The sequence below is a fragment of the Kitasatospora sp. NPDC054795 genome (genome assembly GCF_053611565.1).
Map to the genome: position 1 here is coordinate 47,661 of NZ_JBSHAP010000004.1, position 17,291 is coordinate 64,951.

Genomic DNA, 17,291 nt, shown 5'->3' on the forward strand with positions numbered 1-17,291 from the left:
GAGGGCCCGTCCTCGGACTGCTCCCCCGCGGGAGTCCGAGGACGGGCCCTCGACGGTTCAGGGCCGGTCGGCCGGGGTGCGGTCGGGGGCGCTGCCGGCGAGGGTCTTCCCGGTGACCACCCGGCCGTCCTCGACCACCACGCCGGCCGGCGGCTGCTTGGGCCAGAGCGAGTAGCAGCCGGCCACGATCACGTTGACCACGGCGGCGATGCCCAGCTTGAGGTACCACTGGAGGAAGGTGCCGAAGTGGGCGGAGCCCGCGGAGAGCGGGACGAGCAGGGTGATCAGGCTCAGCGTGACCGCGGCGGACACGACGGTCCGGCCGGCGATCTGCCACTCGTACCTGGTCCGCTCCGGCCCGTACTTGGGTGAGGGCAGCGGCTTGGGGCCGCCGGCGAAACGGTGCAGGAAGTGCCGGTCGGCCCAGCGGACCAGCGAGGGGCCGTAGCCGATCGAGAAGCCCGCGTAGCTCGCGGCCAGGGCGTGCGTCCAGCTCGCGGTGGCGCCGCCGCGCAGGTCGAGGACGGTGAGGGCGTACAGGGTGAGGTCCACCACCGGCAGGCCGACCAGCAGCGCGGTGCTGGTGCGGCGCCACCGGAGCAGGTAGCGGGCGGTCAGTCCGAGGCCGAGCAGGATCCAGAAGGAGATCTCGGCCGCGACGATGAGGGTGACGATCACGTTCTGCTCCCGGACGTTTCGGTGGTGCTTCCAGCCTCGTGCGGGGGCGTGCCGGTGTCGTCGTCGCGCGGTGCCGTACCGGCCTGCACCTTTCGATGTAGCGGGCTCCTTCGTGGACCGGAGCCGGGCCGGCCGCCGGGGATGATGGGATGGGGACGTGCCCCTCCCGTTCCCCGCGCTCCCCCCGCGCCGACAGGACCAGCTGATCGCCCTCGCCGGGCTGCTCGGCGGTGCGGTGCTGATCGCCTTCGGGGTGTACGACCGGGCCGACCGGGTGCCGCCGTGGGCGGTGGTGCCGACGCTGCTGGTGATGGCCGGGCTGGAGCTGGTCCGGCGGACCAGGCCGGTGCTCGCGGTGTCGCTCGGCGGGCTGGCCTTCGCGGCGAGCGTGTTCGCCGGCAACCTGGTGGCCACGCTGATCATGTACACCGACCTGCTGTACGCGGCGGTGGTCTACGGCACCCCGCGGATGTCCCGGGTGCTGCACCTGTCCGGCGGGGCCACGGTGCTGGCGCTGTCCACCCTGGCGGCGGTCTACGGCGGCACCTCGTTGGCGCTGCTGATCGTGGTGGTCAGCACACTGGTCTTCCTGGGCCCGGTGTGGAGCGGCGACGTGGTGCGCAAGCACCGGCAGGAGGCGGAGGCCGAGCGGCTACGGGCGGAACAGACCGCGCTGCTCTCGGAGATGGACCGGCGGGAGGCAATCGGCGCCGAACGGGCCAGGATGGCAAGGGAGTTGCACGACGTGGTGGCCAACCACCTGTCGGCGATCGCGATCCACGCCACCGGTGCGCAGTCGGTGGCCCGGCGCCGGAACCTGCCCCAGGACGATCCCCTGGTGGAGGTGCTGGCGGTGATCCGGGAGAACAGCGTCCAGGGATTGGCCGAAATGCGTCGCATGATCGGACTGCTCCGGGACAGCGGCGGGGGAGAGGTGGACGAGTCGTACGCGGCCCCCGACCTGGCCGCGGTGGACGCCCTGCTGGCCAAGGCCAGGGCGGCCGGCCGGGACGTCGGGCTGGACTTCGCGCTGGACGAGCGCGGCGAGCGCGGGGAGGTGCCGGTGCCGGTCGGGCTGGCCGCGTACCGGATCGTCCAGGAGTCCCTGACCAACGCCCTCAAGCACGCCGGGCCAGGACTGGTCAGCCTGCGGCTGGAGTTCGCGCCGGAGGAACTGCGGATCTCGGTCGACAGCCCGTACCGGGGCGGTCCGGGCCGTGAACTGCCCGGTGCCCGGGCCGGGTTGGTGGGCATGGCGGAACGGGCCGGGCTGCTCGGCGGCAGCTTCGAGGCCGGGCCGAAGGGCGGGTACTGGAGTGTGCGCGCGGTGCTGCCGCGCGCCCAGGGGAACGAGGGGCGGGCATGACGATCCGGGTGCTGGTGGCGGAGGACCAGGCGGCGGTACGGGCGGCGCTGGTGATGATCCTGCGCGCCGAGCCGGAGTTCGAGGTGGTCGGGCAGGCCGCGGACGGCGAGGAGGCTGTCCGGCTGGCCCTGGAGCTGCGGCCGGACGTGGTGCTGATGGACGTGCAGATGCCCCGGCTGGACGGCGTCTCGGCGACCCGCGAGGTGGTCGCCGCCGGGGCCGGCCAGGTGCTCGTGCTGACCACCTTCGACCTGGACGAGTACGTCTACGGTGCGCTGCGGGCCGGCGCGTCCGGGTTCCTGCTCAAGGACCTGGAGGCGGACACCCTGATCGAGGGCATCCGCACGGTGGCGCGCGGGGACGGGATGCTGGCGCCCTCGGTGACCAGACGGCTGATCGGGGCCTTCGCCCGCCCCGAGCGGCCGGTCGGACCGGAGGCCCGGGCCGCGGTGGGGACGCTGACCGGCCGCGAGCGGGAGGTGCTGGCCTGCATCGGGGCCGGGATGTCCAACGGGGAGATCGCGGCCCGGCTGGAGATGGCGGAGGCGACCACCAAGACGCACGTCAGCCGGATCCTGGCGAAGCTGCGGCTGCGCAGCCGGGTACAGGCGGCGATCCTGGCGCAGGACCTCGGACTGACCGTCTGATCACCTGTTTTAGGTCGGTTGCAGATCACACTCCCGATTGCTATTGCACGGGGGATTTGGGCATTAGAGTCCCGGAAAAACGAGCGATGCGGCTCTCTGGCGGCGACCCCTGCCCTGAGCCGCCTTCAGGGCCCGCCCGCGGGGCGGCGACGGCATCGGGAGACCCAGCCATGAGCAATGCGTCCAGCAAGCAGATCGCCGTGATCGGTGCCGGCCTGATGGGCGCCGGCATCGCCCAGGTGTCCGCGCAGGCCGGTCACCCGGTGGTGCTGCGGGACGTCACCGAGGAGGCGCTCCAGCGGGGCCTGGCCGGCATCCGCGCCTCCTACGAGAAGTTCGTCGCGAAGGGCAGGCTGAGCGCCGAGGACGCCGAGGCCGCGCTGGGCCGGATCACCACCACCACCGACCTGGGCGCCGTCGCCGAGGCCGACATCGTGGTCGAGGCCGTGTTCGAGAAGCTGGAGGTCAAGGAGAGCGTCTTCCGCGAGCTCGACAAGCTCGCCAAGGACGGCGCCGTCCTGGCCTCCAACACCTCCGCCATCCCGATCACCCGGATCGCCGCCGCCACCGGGCGCCCGGAGTCGGTCGTCGGCGTCCACTTCTTCTCGCCCGTCCCGATGATGAAGCTGGTCGAGCTGGTCCGCGGCTACAAGACCAGCGACGAGACGCTGGCCACCGCCCGCGCCTACGCCGAGGGCGTCGGCAAGGAGGTCGTGGTGGTCAACCGCGACGTGGCCGGCTTCGTGACCACCCGCCTGATCACCGCGCTGGTCGTCGAGGCCGCCAGTCTGTACGAGTCGGGCGTGGCCACCGCCGAGGACATCGACACCGCCTGCCGGCTCGGTTTCGGCCACGCGATGGGCCCGCTCCAGACCGCCGACCTGACCGGCGTGGACATCCTGCTGGACGCCGCCCGCAACATCTACACCGAGACCCAGGACGAGAAGTTCGCCGCGCCGGAGATCATGGCCCGCATGGTCACCGCCGGTGACCTGGGCCGCAAGAGCGGCCGCGGCTTCTACCCGTACGAGGGCAAGTGAGCCGGCAGGGCTGATCGACCGGCCGGGCCGTGCGATCGGAGCATCGTACGGCCCGCCCCGCAGGGCCGGGTGAGTTTCCTCACCCCGGGTGCCGCAGACGGGTGATTTGGGCGGTAATCGAGCGTAGGTGTGGGGCCGACCTGCGTATATTCCCTCGGACGGGTGAAGTTGCTTCAGATCTGGCCAAAACCAGCAACCTGCGGAGCCGGTTCACCGTCAGATGAGGGAACCCGGCATTCCGCCCGGGTCCGGGTGTGGGGCTTCGGCCCGCCCGTATGCACCCCCCACTCCCGCTCCCGGCACGGCCGGGGCGGACCCGCCCCGCACCAGGCCGTCCAGGCGAAGGAGGAGAGCATGCGCATCACCGGCGACCACACGGCGCTGGCCATCGAAGGCCGCCTCGACGTGCGCACCGCCGCCGACGCGCGGTCCCGGCTGCACCAGGCCGTGGACGGCGGCCTCGGCGACCTCGTACTCGACCTCGGCCGGCTGGAGTTCTGGGACGCCACCGGGCTCGGCGTGATCATGGGCACCCACCGGAGGGCCGGCCGGATCGGCCGCCGACTGGTGCTGCGCTCCGTCCCGGCCCAGCTGCAGCGGCTGCTGGTGGCCACCAAGCTGCACCGCATCCTGGCCGTCGACGGCGCCGCCGAGGCGCACGGGGTCACTCTCTAACTCCCGCGGACCCACGGCCCCCACCGCGCCGCGCGCCGGGACCGTGCGCCTGCGCACCCCCGGTCCGTCCGCGTAACGCCCCTGGTCAGCGCCGCGGACCGGCCGTCGGCCACGGACCGCTCTGCACGGCCGGGGCCGGATGTGCAAGAGTCTGCCCGTCAGAAGACGGCCGCCGGGGCTGCCTCCAGCCCGGCCGCGGCCGCCACCGGGACGTCAGCCGGGCGGCGCGGGGCGCCGACGGCCGAGCACGATGCGGAGCAGAACGTGGCACAGCCATCCGGGGAGTTCCGGCAGGAGGCCGTTCGCACCCGCGGCGGCGAACTGGTCTCCGGCGCCCTGCTGGTGGGCGTCGGCGCCCCGGACGGCTCCGAGGCCAGGACCTGTCCCGAGGAGTGGCGGCCCCGTCCGCGCCGGACCGGACGCAGCGAGCCCGCCCGTGGTCCGGTCGGCGGCGTCGGCCGCGCGGTCGGCCCGCTCGCGCTCGGTGCCGGGCCCGCCGATCTGCCGATGCTCGACCGCGAGACCGACACCGCCGAACTGCTCGCCCTGCTCGCCGAGGGCCGCTCGATACGCCTGGTCGGCCAGGCCGGCTCGGGCCGCAGCGCGCTGCTGTCGGCCGTCGCCGAGGCCGCCGCCGACCTCGCGCCCGGCGGCGTGGTGCAGCTCTGCGGCCACCGCCGGACCGGCGCCGACCTGCTCCAGGACCTCTTCGCGGCCACCCACCACGCCCCCGGATACCGCCCCGACCCCGGGCAGTTGGCCGTCCACCTCGCCGAGGTCGGCGCGATCGTGGTGATCGACGCCGCCGAGCCCTCCGGCGCCGAGCTGGAGGAGCTGCTCGCCGCCGCCCCCGGCTGCGCCTTCCTGATCTCCGCCGCCCCGGACGGCCCGCCGCTGCCGCCCGGCTCCCGGCTCCAGGACCACCTGGTGGCCGGGCTCTCCCGCTCCGCGTGCCTGGCCCTCACCGCCCGGCTGGCCGGGCGGCCGCTGGACGTCACCGAGAAGGCCTGGGCGGTGGACCTCTGGTTCGAGTCCGAGGGCCTGCCGCTGCGCTTCGTCCAGGCCGCCGCGCTGCTGCGCCAGCGGGACGTCTCGGTGGACGCGCTGGTGGCCGCCGAGGACGACCGGATGGACGTCTTCGGGGCCGTCGACGAGCCCGTCCACGACGAGGACCCGGCGATCCGGGAGAACGCGCTGCGGCTCACCGTCCCGCTGCCCTCGGTGGCGGAGACCGCCTCGCCCGCGGTCCGGCTCGCCGAGGGGCTGAGCGAGCCCGCGCAGGCCGTGCTGCGGCTCGCCGTCGCGCTCGGCGGCGAGTGCCCCACCGCGCCGCACCTGCCGGCGCTGATCGACGTCGGGCAGGGCGAGGCCGCCCTCGCCGAACTCGCCGACGCCGGACTGGCGGTGTCCATCGGCGGGCACCACCGGCTGACCGCCGGCGCGCTCGACCTGCTCGTCCCGCACTGGCCCGCCCGGGGCTCCGTCGACGGGGCCGCCCAGCACTTCGCCTGGTGGGTGGGGCACAGCTCGGTGACGCTGGAACAGGTCGCCGCCGAGGCCGAGGTGATGGTCGGCGTGCTGCTCGCCGACCGCACCGCCGGACGGCACGACGCGGTGGTCCGGCTCGCCCGGGCGGCGGCGCCCGCGCTGGCGCTGTCGCTGCGCTGGGGCGCCTGGGAGCGGGTGCTCCAGCTCGGTCTGGAGGCGGCCCGCCGCACCGGTTCGGCGGTCGACCAGGCCTGGTTCCACCACGAGGCGGGCGTGCACGCGATCTGCGTCCGGCAGCCCTCCCGGGCCGTCGCCGAACTGGAGACCGCGCTCACCCTGCGGGCCACCGCGGGCGAGCAGCGCGGGGTGGCCGCGGCAGGCCGGATGCTCGACCTGCTGCGCGCCGAGGGCCGGCAGCTGCCGGCCGCCGCGCCCGCCGCGGCGCCCGGCCGCGCCCCGGTGATCCGCAAGATCGCGGCCCGGGTGCCGGCCCGCCTGAAGTCCAGCAGGCGCCGGCGGGCGGCCGTGGTCTCCACCGCGGTGCTGACCCTGGGGGTCCTCGGCGCGGCGGTGGCGATGAGCTTCAGCGGGCCGGAGGAGGTCAGGGGGAAGGACCCGCACAACAACGGTCGGCTGGACGGCGGCGGCACCCAGGACCCGCCGTTCCCGCAGCAGTCCGGCAGTGCCGGGCCGACGACGGCCGGTGCCGGACCGGCCGGTGCGCCGACGCAGGGGAACAGCCCGGCGCCGTCCGCGAGCGCCAGTGCCTCGCACTCGCCGAGCGCCTCGCCGACGAGGAGGCCGAGCTCCTCGCCGGGGGCGGGCGGGTCGCAGGCCCCGCAGCAGCCGCCCGTACCGGGCCAGCAGCCGCCGGGGCCGCAGCCGGGTCAGCCGCAGCCGCCTCAGCAGACCGGGCAGCCGCCGTCGCCGGTGACGAGCCACGGCCCGTCGTCCCCGGCGACGACCCCGGCCTCGCCGACGACCACGTCCGGGTCGCCGACGGCTCCGGGCAGCACGCCCAGCCCGACCAATCCGGGCCCGTCCTGAGCGGTCAGAACAGCTTGAGCTTGTCGTCGTCGATGCCGCGCAGCTCGTCGTAGTCCAGCACCACGCAGCCGATCCCGCGGTCGGTGGCCAGGACGCGGGCCTGCGGCTTGATCTCCTGCGCGGCGAAGACGCCCTTGACCGGGGCCAGCAGCGGGTCCCGGTTGAGGAGTTCGAGGTAGCGGGTGAGCTGTTCGACGCCGTCGATCTCACCGCGGCGCTTGATCTCGACGGCCACCGTGGCGCCGTCGGCGTCGCGGCAGAGGATGTCGACCGGGCCGATCGCGGTGGGGTACTCCCGGCGGATCAGCGACCAGCCGGCACCGAGCACCTCCATCCGGTCCGCGAGCAGCTCCTGGAGGTGTGCCTCCACGCCGTCCTTGATCAGGCCGGGGTCGACCCCGAGCTCGTGGGACGAGTCGTGCAGCACCTCCTCCAGCGTGATGATGAGCTTCTCGCCGGCCTTGTTCTCCACCGTCCAGACCCCGTCGGCCTCCTTGACGGCGCACGGCGGGGACATCCAGTTGAGCGGCTTGTAGGCGCGGTCGTCGGCGTGGATGCTGACGCTGCCGTCGGCCTTGACCAGGATCAGCCTGGTGGCGGAGGGCAGATGGGCGGAGAGCCGACCGGCATAGTCGACTGAGCAGCGGGCAATTACGAGACGCACGGTCGACCACGCTAGCCCACCGGGGCCAGTTGATGCGATTCCGCGACGGCTGGGTGAAGAAAGCGCGAACCCGGCCAACATGGAGGTCCGGCGGTCCCGCCACCGCCCCGTCGAGGTCTGGCGCCCCCACCCTCAAGTCGCTACGGTGTGTGACGGCACGCTCGCGGGATCGCTGTCAACGGGGATGGAGACTTCAGATGAACGATCCAACGGGATCCGGCCAATCCGGTGCACCGCAACATATTTCCGAAGCAATCCGCAGGAATGACCGGCCTGCCGCGCCGTTGACTGCCACGCTGTGCTGAGCGCGTTCGGTGTCCAGGACGTCACGTCCCGTGGTGCCGCCGCTGTCGCGAAGGTGCCGGAAACCCCTGTCCCTCGGTGTTCCGGACACCCCATGCGAATCCGCCACCCTCACTGTGAGCTTGACCTACGCACGACCACCCGGGCGCCGCGCGGGTGGACCGCGAGAGGAGAATCCATGTCGCTCGACGTCTCACCGGCCCTGCTGGAGAAGGCCGAGCGGGGCGAGGTCGACGAGCGGGAATTCGTCGACTGCGTCCGCGTCTCTTTGCCCTACGCCTGGGACCTGATCAGCTCGCTGGTCGCCCAGGCGAAGGTCGACGGCACCGACTTCGCCGACAACCAGGTGCCGCCGCCCAGCGAGCAGGCCCGCGGCCAGCTGCTGCGCGCGCTCGCCAGCGACGCCATCCGGGGCGCTCTCCAGCGCCACTTCGGGGTTCGGCTGGCCTTCCAGAACTGTCACCGGGTCGCGGTGTTCCTGCCGTCGGACGCCAACGAGGCGCGGTACGACCGCTTCACCTCGGTCCGGGAGCAGCTGCTCAACCAGTCCGAGGAACTGCGGGACTGCTGACCCCGCCGCGGCCCGCTGCGGCGCCGGCCGCCCCCGTCCCCCGGTGCGGGGGGAGGGGCGGCGGCCCGGGCCCGTCCCCCGCCCGGTACGTCTTCCCGTCCGGTACGCCCCCCGCTGGTCCTGTCCCCCCGCCGGCGGCTAGCCCAGCTGCGGCAGCACCTCCGAGCCGAGCCGGGCGATGTTGTGCAGGGTCGCCTCCTGGTCGCCGCTGCCCTCGGCGAGCAGGGCGAAGCGCCGGATGCCGGTGCGTTCGGCGGTGGCCAGCAGCCGGTCGGCGCACTGCCGCGGGGTGCCCACCGCGTGCAGGTCGCAGAGCAGCTCGGTGTACTGGCGCGGATCGCGCATCTTGCGCTCGCGGCCGTCCACGGTGCGGTGGGCGCCGAGCCCGTACTCGAACCAGCCGGGCATCGCGTTCAGCAGCGTGGACCGGGCCGCCGCGGCGCGGTCGTCGACCTGGGCCACCCCGGCCGCGACGTGCTGTCGGCCGATCCGGCGCAGCTGCTCCTCGCCGCGCCCGGCGGCCAGCCAGGCGGTCCGGTACAGCTCCAGCATCCGCAGCTTGTCGTCGTCCCCGGAGTGCATGCCGAGCAGCATCGGCAGGCCGCGCTCGGCGGCCAGCCGCACCCCGCCCGGCGAGGTGCAGGCGACCACCACGGGCGGCCCGGCCACCGGCCGTCCGGAGGCGGTGAGCTCCTCGCCGAGGCCCTCGTCGTCCCGGCGCTGGCGCGGGAAGCGCACCGGGCCGGTCCGCCCGCCGAGGCCCAGCCAGCTGCTCAGGCCCGGCCGCCGCACCGGTTCGGTGGCCCGCGGCACCACGGCGACCTCGGGGAAGGCGAACTGCGGGCCGTCCGCGCCCACCCGGGAGCCGCGCAGCCAGCGCAGCAGCAGGTCCAGCCGCTCCGGGAAGCCCTTCTCGAAGGCGTCCACGCCGCCGCCGAACACGTCCAGGTCGATCCACGGCCCGCCGCGGCCCACCCCGAGCGTGAACCGTCCGCCGGAGGTGAGGTGCAGCAGCGCGGCCTGCTCGCCGAGCCCCACCGGGTGGCGGGTGGAGAGCACGCTGACCGCCGTGCCGACGCCGATCCGGCGGGTGCGGCCGAGCAGCATCGCGGCCAGCGTGGCGGCGTCCGGGCAGACCCCGTACGGCACGAAGTGGTGCTCGGCCAGCCAGACGCTGTCCAGCCCGGCGCGTTCGGCCTCGACGGCGGATTCGACGGTGCGTTCCAGCGCCTCGCCGTGGCTCTGCCCGGGGAACTGCGCGGACAGCAGGAACAGGCCGACCCGCACCGGACCGGTGGACGGCGGCAGCGCGCCCGCCCGCTGGGGTGCCGGCAGCGGCCGGCCCACGACGGCCGTGACCGGGGGGACGGACGTCAGCGTCGGACCGGGGGCGACCGGCCGGATCCCGACGGGCCGGCCGCTCTCGGCGCGGGCGCTGGTCTTGCTCATCGTTGGGCCTCCTCGGGTGCGCGCAGGGTCTGCGGGCCCCGCCTTCTCCCCTTGTGGGTATCCGATGTCATGTGCCAATGGCACGCGGAACTCCCGATTTCCCCGATGATCGGGTGGATCTCGGCAAAAACGCCGAAGTGCCGGACGGAGCCGTGGTAGTGGCCGTGCGGGGGGCCCGCCCGGCCGTAGGCTGGAACGATCCAGAGCCCAGGAGGAGAGGGAGTCCGCCGTGTCGCCGCGCCGCAACCGGATCAAGAGCGCCGCCCCGCACGAGAGCGCAGAGCCGACCGCCCCGGTCGGCGGTTCGCTGCGCCGCACCGAGAGCTACCAGGGCGAGGACTGGGTGGTTCAGACGGTCGCCGGGACGGCGGGGCGGTTCTACCGCTGCCCGGGCTGCGACCAGGAGATCCCGCCGGGAATGGGCCACGTGGTGGCCTGGCCGCAGTACGGCGCCGGAGTGGACGACCGGCGGCACTGGCACCGCGCCTGCTGGGGAGCGCGGGAGCGCCGGGCCTCCAACGTCCTGCGAGGCCGCGGCGCTCCGCGGTACTGAGGGGTCCGGCCGGGGCCCGCCAGGCGTCCGGCTAGGCGTCGCGCTTCTTGAGCACCAGCGCACCGCCGACCAGCGCCGCGGCCGTCCAGGCGAGGCAGATCAGGAAGCCGGTCCACGGCCCGTACGGCTGGCCGTGCTGCTCGTACACCAGCAGCATCCGCGAGCCCGCGTAGTCGGGGAAGTAGTGGGCCAGGGTCTTGACCTTCGGCACCGCCGAGAGGATCGGCGAGAGCAGGAAGAAGAACGGCACCAGCACGCCGAGCGCGAGCGTCTGGTTGTGCAGCATCGTGGTGACGCCGGCCGAGAACAGGCAGAGCATCGTCAGGTACAGCGCGGCCCCGAACACCGCCCGCAGCACGTTGGGCTCGCCGATCGTGGTGGAGTGCGTGCCGAGCAGCGACTGGCCGACGAAGAAGGTGACGAAGGCCGTCACCAGCGAGACCACGAGGGCGAGGGCGCCGAGCACCGCCGCCTTGCCGGTGAGCAGGGTGGCGCGCTGCGGGACGGCGGCCAGGGTGACCCGGATCATGCCGCTGCTGTACTCGTTGCCGATCGCCAGCACCCCGAAGACGATGATCGCCAGCTCGCCGAGCATGATGCCGGAGAAGGACGTCCCGGTGGCGTCGAACGGGGACTGGTCGTCGCGGCGGAACTCGGTGAAGTTGTTGTTGGTGAGCAGGGACAGCAGCGCGCCGATGCCGACCGTGACGACGAAGGTCAGCGCGAGGGTCCAGACCGTCGAGCGGACGCTGCGGATCTTCGTCCACTCGGAGCGGAGGATAGCCGGGAAGGACGCCATCTCAGTTCTCCTCCTGCCGTGCGGTGGTGGTCTGCCGGGCGCCGTCCGCCTTCCAGCCGGCGCCCCACTCGGTGGGCGCGCCGGCCGCGTCCCGGCCCGGTCCGTCGCCCGCGTGGTACTCCACCGAGTCGGCCGTCATCTGCATGAAGGCCTCCTCCAGCGAGGCCTGCTGCGGGCTGAGCTCGTGCAGCACCACGCCGTGCCCGGCGAACAGCTCGCCGAGCCGCGCGATGTCCCCGTTGACCACCTCGTGGGAGCCGTCCGGGCCCGGCTCGGGCCGCAGGCCGGCCTCGGCCAGCACGTCGAGCAGCCGCTCGGGCTCCGGGGTGCGCAGCCGTACGGCGGAGCGGGAGTTGCGCCGGATGAACTCCGGCATCGGCAGGTCGGCGAGCAGCCGGCCGCGGCCGATGACCACCAGGTGGTCGGCGGTGACGGCCATCTCGCTCATCAGGTGGGAGGAGACGAAGACCGTCCGGCCCTCGGCGGCGAGGCGTTTCATCAGGTTGCGGATCCAGAGGATGCCCTCCGGGTCCAGGCCGTTGACCGGCTCGTCGAACATGACGATCTCCGGGTCGCCGAGCAGGGCGGAGGCGATGCCCAGGCGCTGGCCCATGCCGAGGGAGAAGCCGCGGGCCCGCTTGCGGGCGACCGGGGTGAGGCCGACCAGGGCGAGCACCTCGTCCACCCGGCGCACGGGGATGCGGTTGCTCTGGGCGAGCCAGAGCAGGTGGTCGCGGGCGGTGCGGCCGGGGTGGACGGCCTTGGCCTCCAGGAGCGCGCCGATGTACTTGAGCGGCTCGCTGAGCTGGCCGTACCGTCTGCCGTCGATGGTCACCCGGCCGGCGGTCGGGCGGTCGAGGTCGAGGATCATGCGCATGGTGGTGGACTTGCCGGCGCCGTTCGGGCCGAGGAAGCCGGTCACCACACCCTGAGGGACCTGGAAGCTGAGCCGGTCCACCGCGAGCGTCTTGCCGTAACGTTTTGTCAGGTCGTGCAACTCGATCATTCGCGCTCCCTCACTTCCTTGCCAGGCTAGGACAAAGGGGGTATCGCGGCCCGCTGAGTGGGCCCGCCGGGCGTGCCGGAATAGGTTGGACGCATGACCCAGCTCCCCTCCGCAGTGTCGGTCCGCGAGAGCGGTACCGGAACACCACTCGTGCTGCTGCACGCCTTTCCGTTGAACGCCTCGATGTGGTCGTCCCAACTGGACACGCTGCCCGGCCTGACCGGGGACGAAGCGCGCGTGCTCGCCCCCGATCAGCGGGGGTTCGGCGGCACTGTGCTGGGCGCCGACGAGCCCTCGCTGGACCCGGTCGCGGACGACCTCGCGCTGCTGCTGGACGCGGCCGGGATCGAGCGCGCGGTGGTCGGCGGGCTCTCCATGGGCGGCTACGTGGCGCTGGCCTTCGCCCGCCGCTACCCCGACCGGCTGGCCGGCCTGCTGCTGGCCAACACCCGGGCCACCGCCGACACCGACGCGGTACGGGCCAACCGGGAGCGGATCGCCGCCGCCGTCACCGCGCGGGACAGCGTGCGGCTGCTGCTCGACGAGCAGGTCGCGGCCGGGCAGCTCGGGCCCGACTCGCAGCACCTGGTGGAGCGGGTGCAGGCGATGGTCGCCGCCGCGCCGCCGGCCGCCGTCGCCTGGGCCCAGCGGGCCATGGCGGCCCGACCGGACGCCCTGGACGTCCTGGCCGCCCTGCGGGTGCCGGTCTCCGTCGTGGCGGGCGCCCAGGACGCCCTGGTGGCGCCCGAGGAGGCCGAGCCGATGCTGCGGGCCCGGCCGGACGCCGAGCTGACCGTCCTGCCCGGGGTGGGCCACCTGAGCGCCCTGGAGGCGCCCGAGGCCTTCGACACCGTCGTGCGCAGCCTGCTCGCCCGGGTGGCCGCCGGATGAGTCAGGAGAGCCAGGACGCGGCGGCCTGGGACTTCTCCGCCCTGGAGGTCACCGGCCGGATGCCCGTGACCAACCGGGGCGATGGGCTGGTCGAGCTCACCCTGGAACCGCTCGGCGAGGACTACTGGATGCGCCCGGGGGAGACCTTCATCGTCACCTCGTACGGCGACTACGGGCCCGGACACCCCTTCGAGGTGCAGTACTGGCCGGACTCGGTGTCGGTCTGGTGCACCTCCTGGTTCGGCACCGTCTCCGACGACGACGGCAACCAGCTCAGCAGCGGCTACCAGCGGCCGGACGGCGCCTATCCGAGGTGAGGGCCCGCGCCCGACCGGCCCGGAAGCGCCCGGGATGATGACGGCGCGAAAGCCGACAGGCCCTCACCCGGGCGGGTGAGGGCCTGCGGTGCCGCTGGGGCCTGCGTGCGTCAGCGCGACTGCTGGGCGGGCACGCCCAGGGTGTCGTCGGTCGGCAGCGAGGCGGCGGCCACGGCCGCGCCGGTCAGCGTCGCCAGCATCTCGCGGACGTTGGTCAGCTGGGCGTTGATGCTGTCGCGGCGGTTGGTGAGGGCCGCCAGCTCGCGCTCGGATTCGCTGCGGATGCGGTCCGCCTTGGCGTTGGCGTCGGCCACGATGTCCTCGGACTGGCGCTGGGCCGTCTCGACGGTCTGGCGGGCGCGGCGCTCGGCGTCGGTGCGCAGCTTCTCGGCCTCCAGGCGCAGCTGCTCCGCCCGGTGCTCGATCTCGGCCAGGCGCTTCTCGGCCTTGGCCTGACGGGCGGCCAGGTCCCGCTCGGACTGCTCGCGGCGCTTGGCCAGGTTGGTCTCGAACTCCAGCGCGGCCTGGGCGGCCTTGGTGCGGGTGTCCTCGAAGAGGGCGTCCGCCTCCTCGCGCTTGTTCTGGGCGTCCTTGTTGGCCTCGGCGCGCAGCTGGGCGGCGTCGCTCTTGGACTTGTCGACGATCCGCATCCCCTCGTCCTCCGCCTTGGCCTTGCGGTCCTTGGCGTAGTTCTCGGCCTCGGAGCGGACCTGCTGGGCGGCGGCCTCGGCCAGTTCGCGGTGCTGCTCGGCGGCGCGGTGCGCCTCGTCGCGCAGGTCCTTGGCCTCCTCCTCGGCGAGTCGCAGGATCTTCTCGACCCGGGCGCCGAGACCGGCGTAGGAGGGCTCCTGCTCCACGACCGCCGCCTGGGCGGACTGGGTCTCCAGGTGGAGCTCCTCGATGCGCTTCTCCAGCGCACTGATCCGGGTCAAGGCACTGTCACGGTCGGCCACCAGCTTGGTGATCCGCTCGTCGACCTGGGCGCGCTCGTACCCACGGCGCACCAGGTCGAAGCCGTGAGGGGAGTGACTGTCGCTCATGGGGTTCTGGGCTTCCTGTCGTCAAACCGCTGAGGTGGTTGAGGGAATCCTGACACGGTACCGGAGTGTCGACGGCGATATGCCGTTCTCTCACGGACAATGACCGCCAATGTCCGCTCAATCGGGTGGTGCGCTCTTGGAGCGATTGCCACCCGACCGGGGGGAGCCAACTCCGGCACCGGCCTTGGCGCCCCCGTCCTTCTTGGTGCTGCTTCCCCCGTTGGCCTGGGCGACCGGCGCCGGCGCCTCGAACGCCTCCAGGGCGGACAGCACGTCCTGGACCCTGGAGATCTCGGTGTTGATGTCCTTGCGGCGGCGCACCAGTTCGTCCAGCTCGCGCCGGCCCTCGTCGGTGACCCGCTTCGCCTCGGCCGTCGCCTCGGCGAGCAGCCGCTCGGCCTCCGCCTTCGCCAGTTCGATCTGCTCGTCCGCGGCCTCGTCGGCGTCCCGCAGCCGCTTCTCCGCCTCGGTGGAGGCCCGGTCCAGCCGCTCCTCGGCCTCGCTCTCGGACGACCGCAGCTTCGCCTCGGCCTTCTCGATGAGCGACTCGGCGCGGTCCGTGGAGGTGGCGAGCTTGGTCTCGGCCTCCTTCAGCAGGCCTTCCGCCTTGCGGACGGCAGACAGCCGGACCTTGCTGGCCTCCGCGGACGCCTCCGAGGTCAGCTCGCTCGCGCGGTCCTCGGCCGCCGCGACCAGCGCCGCCGCGCGGTCCTCGGCCTCGGCGACGGTGGCCACCGCCTGCTCCTCGGCCTCGGTCAGCTGCTCCTGGGCGGCCGTCACCAGCGCGTCCACCCGCTCGCCGGCCGACTTCATGGCCGCCGCGTTCTCCTTGCGGGCGCGCTCGTGCAGGGCCTCGACCTCGGCGTCGGTGCGCTCGCGCAGCTCCTCGGCGCGCTCGCGGATCGCCGTCGCGTCCCGGCGGGCCTCGGCGAGCAGGGCGTCCGCGTCGGAACGGCCCTTCTCGACCTCGGCCTGACCGGCCGCCTCGCCGGCGGCGACCAGCCGGCCGGCCTCCTTGCGGGCGGCGGCGACCATCGCGTCCGCCTGCTCCTCCGCGGCGGCGGTGGTCGCCAGTGCGGTGGTCTGGGCGTCCTCGCCGAGCGCCTCGGCGTCCGCGAAGGCCTTCTCCAGGACGGACTGGGCGTGCTCGCGGGTGGCCCTGTCGAACTGCTCGGCGGCCTCCCGGGTCTTGGCGTCGTAGTCGTCGGCGCGGGAGCGGGTGGCGGAGTCGTACTCGTCGGCCAGGGTGCGGGTGGCGAGGGCGTACTCCTCGGCCTCGGCCCGCAGACCGGCGGACAGCTCCTCGGCGTCGGCGATGCTGCGGGCACCCTGGGCCTCGGCCTCGGCCACCGTCCGGGCGGCCTGCGCCCCGGCGTCGGCGCGCAGCTGCTCGGCGGCCTCCTGGGCGGCGCGCAGCTCGGCCTCGGCGTCCGCGCGCAGCCGCTCGTCGTAGGCCAGGGCCTCGGCGCGCTGCCGGCCGAGCTCGTTCTCGGTGGCCTCCCGCTCGGCGGCCAGCTCCAGCTCGGTCTGTTCGCGCAGGGCGGTGGTCTCGGCCTCGGTACGGGCCCGCAGGTCGGCGGTCTCGCGGTCGACGAGCTCGCGCTGCTCGGCGCTCTCGCGCTCCACCAGGCTGCGCAGCTCGGCGGCGTACGCGTCGGCGGACTCCCGCAGCTCGGTGGTCTCCCGCTCGGCCAGCTCCCGCAACTCGGTGGTCTCCCGCTCGGCGAGGACGCGCAGCTCGGTGGCGTCCTGCTCGGCGGCCTCGCGGACCTCGGCGGCCTCCTGCTCGGCGGCGGCCCTGAGCGCGGCGATCTGCTCGGCGGCGGCCTCGTGCATGCCCGCCACCGCCTGGCGGACCTCGGCGGCCTCCTCCTCGGCGACGGCCACCAGCTCGGCGCCCTCGGCCTTGGCGGCGGAGATCAGCTCGGCGCGGTCGGCCTTGGCCTGCTCCAGCTCGGCGGTGGCCTCGGCCCGGATGCCGTCGGCGGTGGCGCGGGCCTCGGACAGCTCGCGGCCGGCCTCGGCCCGGACTGTCGAGGCCTGCTCGTTGGCCAGGGCCAGCTCGGCGGCGGCCTTCTCGCGGGTGGCCTTGGCGTCCTTGGTGGCCTCGGCGCGGCGCTGCTCGGCGGTGGCTTCGGCGCGCTCCAGCGACTCCTCGGCGGCGGTGCGCTGCTCGGTGGCGTAGGCGTCGGCCTGCTCGCGGACCTCGGTGGAGTGCTGCTCGGCGGCCTCGCGGACCTGGGCCGCGTGCTGGTCGGCCGCCTCGCGGACCTCGGCGGTCTCGGCCGCGGTGCGCTTGGTGAGGTCGGTGGCGTGCTGTTCGGCCTCGGTGCGGACGCGGTCGGCGTAGGCCTCGGCGGCTTCGCGCTGCTGGGTGGTCTCCTGCTGGGCCAGGGCCCGGAGCTGCGCGGCGGCCTGCTCGGCCTCCGTCCGGGTCTGCGCGGCGTAGGTGTCGGCGGTGGTGCGCTGCTCGTCGGCGTAGGCGTCGGCCTGCTCGCGGACCTCGGTGGAGTGCTGCTCGGCGGCCTCGCGGACCTGGGCCGCGTGCTGCTCGGCGGCCTCGCGGACCTCGGCCGCGTGCTGCTCGGCGGCCTCGCGGACCTCGGCGGAGTGCTGGTCGGCCGCCTCGCGAACCTCGGCGGTCTCGGCCGCGGTGCGTTCGGTGAGGTCGGTGGCGTGCTGTTCGGCCTCGGTGCGGACGCGGTCGGCGTAGGCCTCGGCGGCTTCGCGCTGCTGGGTGGTCTCCTGCTGGGCCAG

Annotated in this window: 15 protein-coding genes and 1 pseudogene; 9 read left to right on the forward strand and 7 right to left on the reverse strand. The window is 74.2% G+C overall.

From position 1 onward, the window contains the following. Window positions 1-57 precede the first annotated feature (57 nt). Window positions 58-678 (reverse strand): hypothetical protein, encoded by a 621-nt coding sequence (locus ACWGJO_RS02465; protein ID WP_380630924.1) that lies wholly within the window; start codon window positions 676-678, stop codon window positions 58-60. Between the two features lie 157 nt (window positions 679-835). On the opposite strand from ACWGJO_RS02465, the gene ACWGJO_RS02470 reads away from it, so the two are divergent. The 5 genes from ACWGJO_RS02470 to ACWGJO_RS02490 all read left to right on the forward strand — a co-directional run bounded on the left by ACWGJO_RS02470 (window position 836) and on the right by ACWGJO_RS02490 (window position 6,941). Continuing rightward, complete coding sequence (locus ACWGJO_RS02470; RefSeq protein ID WP_452181769.1) at window positions 836-2,044, forward strand: sensor histidine kinase; 1,209 nt, start codon at window positions 836-838, stop codon at window positions 2,042-2,044. Then, window positions 2,041-2,691, forward strand: a complete 651-nt coding sequence (locus ACWGJO_RS02475) for a response regulator (protein WP_380538219.1) — start codon at window positions 2,041-2,043, stop codon at window positions 2,689-2,691. The genes ACWGJO_RS02470 and ACWGJO_RS02475 overlap by 4 nt, the downstream gene beginning before the upstream one ends. A 170-nt stretch (window positions 2,692-2,861) precedes the next feature. Then, entirely contained in the window at window positions 2,862-3,731 is an 870-nt protein-coding gene (locus ACWGJO_RS02480; RefSeq protein WP_452181770.1) for a 3-hydroxyacyl-CoA dehydrogenase family protein, read from the forward strand. Between the two features lie 354 nt (window positions 3,732-4,085). Further along, on the forward strand, window positions 4,086-4,406 hold the full coding sequence (locus ACWGJO_RS02485) for an STAS domain-containing protein (RefSeq protein WP_452181771.1): 321 nt from the start codon (window positions 4,086-4,088) through the stop codon (window positions 4,404-4,406). 264 nt (window positions 4,407-4,670) lie between these two features. Further along, window positions 4,671-6,941: an ATP-binding protein gene (locus ACWGJO_RS02490; RefSeq protein ID WP_452181772.1), complete on the forward strand. Its 2,271-nt coding sequence runs from the start codon at window positions 4,671-4,673 to the stop codon at window positions 6,939-6,941. Between the two features lie 4 nt (window positions 6,942-6,945). Here ACWGJO_RS02490 and nucS read toward each other — a convergent pair whose 3' ends face one another. Next, window positions 6,946-7,605, reverse strand: coding sequence for an endonuclease NucS (gene nucS, locus ACWGJO_RS02495; RefSeq protein ID WP_452181773.1), 660 nt, complete (start codon window positions 7,603-7,605; stop codon window positions 6,946-6,948). 481 nt (window positions 7,606-8,086) lie between these two features. On the opposite strand from nucS, the gene ACWGJO_RS02500 reads away from it, so the two are divergent. Next, window positions 8,087-8,479 carry an SCO5389 family protein gene (locus ACWGJO_RS02500; RefSeq protein ID WP_359828614.1) on the forward strand — a complete coding sequence of 131 codons (393 nt, stop codon included), beginning with the start codon at window positions 8,087-8,089 and terminating at the stop codon, window positions 8,477-8,479. A gap of 138 nt (window positions 8,480-8,617) precedes the next feature. Here the strand turns inward: ACWGJO_RS02500 and ACWGJO_RS02505 are convergent, their stop codons facing one another. Beyond that, a complete protein-coding gene (locus tag ACWGJO_RS02505; protein ID WP_359900024.1) occupies window positions 8,618-9,766 on the reverse strand; it encodes an LLM class flavin-dependent oxidoreductase in 1,149 nt (382 codons plus the stop codon). Window positions 9,767-10,157: 391 nt separating this feature from the next. Between ACWGJO_RS02505 and ACWGJO_RS02510 the strand changes: the two genes are divergently transcribed. Next, window positions 10,158-10,481, forward strand: a complete 324-nt coding sequence (locus ACWGJO_RS02510; protein ID WP_452181774.1) for an ATP/GTP-binding protein — start codon at window positions 10,158-10,160, stop codon at window positions 10,479-10,481. Window positions 10,482-10,512: 31 nt separating this feature from the next. On the opposite strand, the gene ACWGJO_RS02515 is transcribed toward ACWGJO_RS02510, so the two are convergent. Next, entirely contained in the window at window positions 10,513-11,280 is a 768-nt protein-coding gene (locus ACWGJO_RS02515) for an ABC transporter permease subunit (protein ID WP_452181775.1), read from the reverse strand. 1 nt (window position 11,281) lies between these two features. Further along, window positions 11,282-12,286: an ABC transporter ATP-binding protein gene (locus ACWGJO_RS02520; protein ID WP_452181776.1), complete on the reverse strand. Its 1,005-nt coding sequence runs from the start codon at window positions 12,284-12,286 to the stop codon at window positions 11,282-11,284. 93 nt (window positions 12,287-12,379) lie between these two features. Between ACWGJO_RS02520 and ACWGJO_RS02525 the strand changes: the two genes are divergently transcribed. Both ACWGJO_RS02525 and ACWGJO_RS02530 read left to right on the forward strand, forming a co-directional pair. Next, complete coding sequence (locus ACWGJO_RS02525; protein WP_452181777.1) at window positions 12,380-13,177, forward strand: alpha/beta fold hydrolase; 798 nt, start codon at window positions 12,380-12,382, stop codon at window positions 13,175-13,177. Further along, complete coding sequence (locus ACWGJO_RS02530) at window positions 13,174-13,494, forward strand: hypothetical protein (RefSeq protein WP_452181778.1); 321 nt, start codon at window positions 13,174-13,176, stop codon at window positions 13,492-13,494. The genes ACWGJO_RS02525 and ACWGJO_RS02530 overlap by 4 nt, the downstream gene beginning before the upstream one ends. A gap of 110 nt (window positions 13,495-13,604) precedes the next feature. On the opposite strand, the gene ACWGJO_RS02535 is transcribed toward ACWGJO_RS02530, so the two are convergent. Together ACWGJO_RS02535 and ACWGJO_RS02540 are read right to left on the reverse strand one after the other, a co-directional pair. Beyond that, complete coding sequence (locus ACWGJO_RS02535) at window positions 13,605-14,534, reverse strand: coiled-coil domain-containing protein (RefSeq protein ID WP_359899925.1); 930 nt, start codon at window positions 14,532-14,534, stop codon at window positions 13,605-13,607. Between the two features lie 117 nt (window positions 14,535-14,651). Further along, window positions 14,652-17,291, reverse strand: a pseudogene (locus ACWGJO_RS02540) (hypothetical protein); the annotation flags it as partial.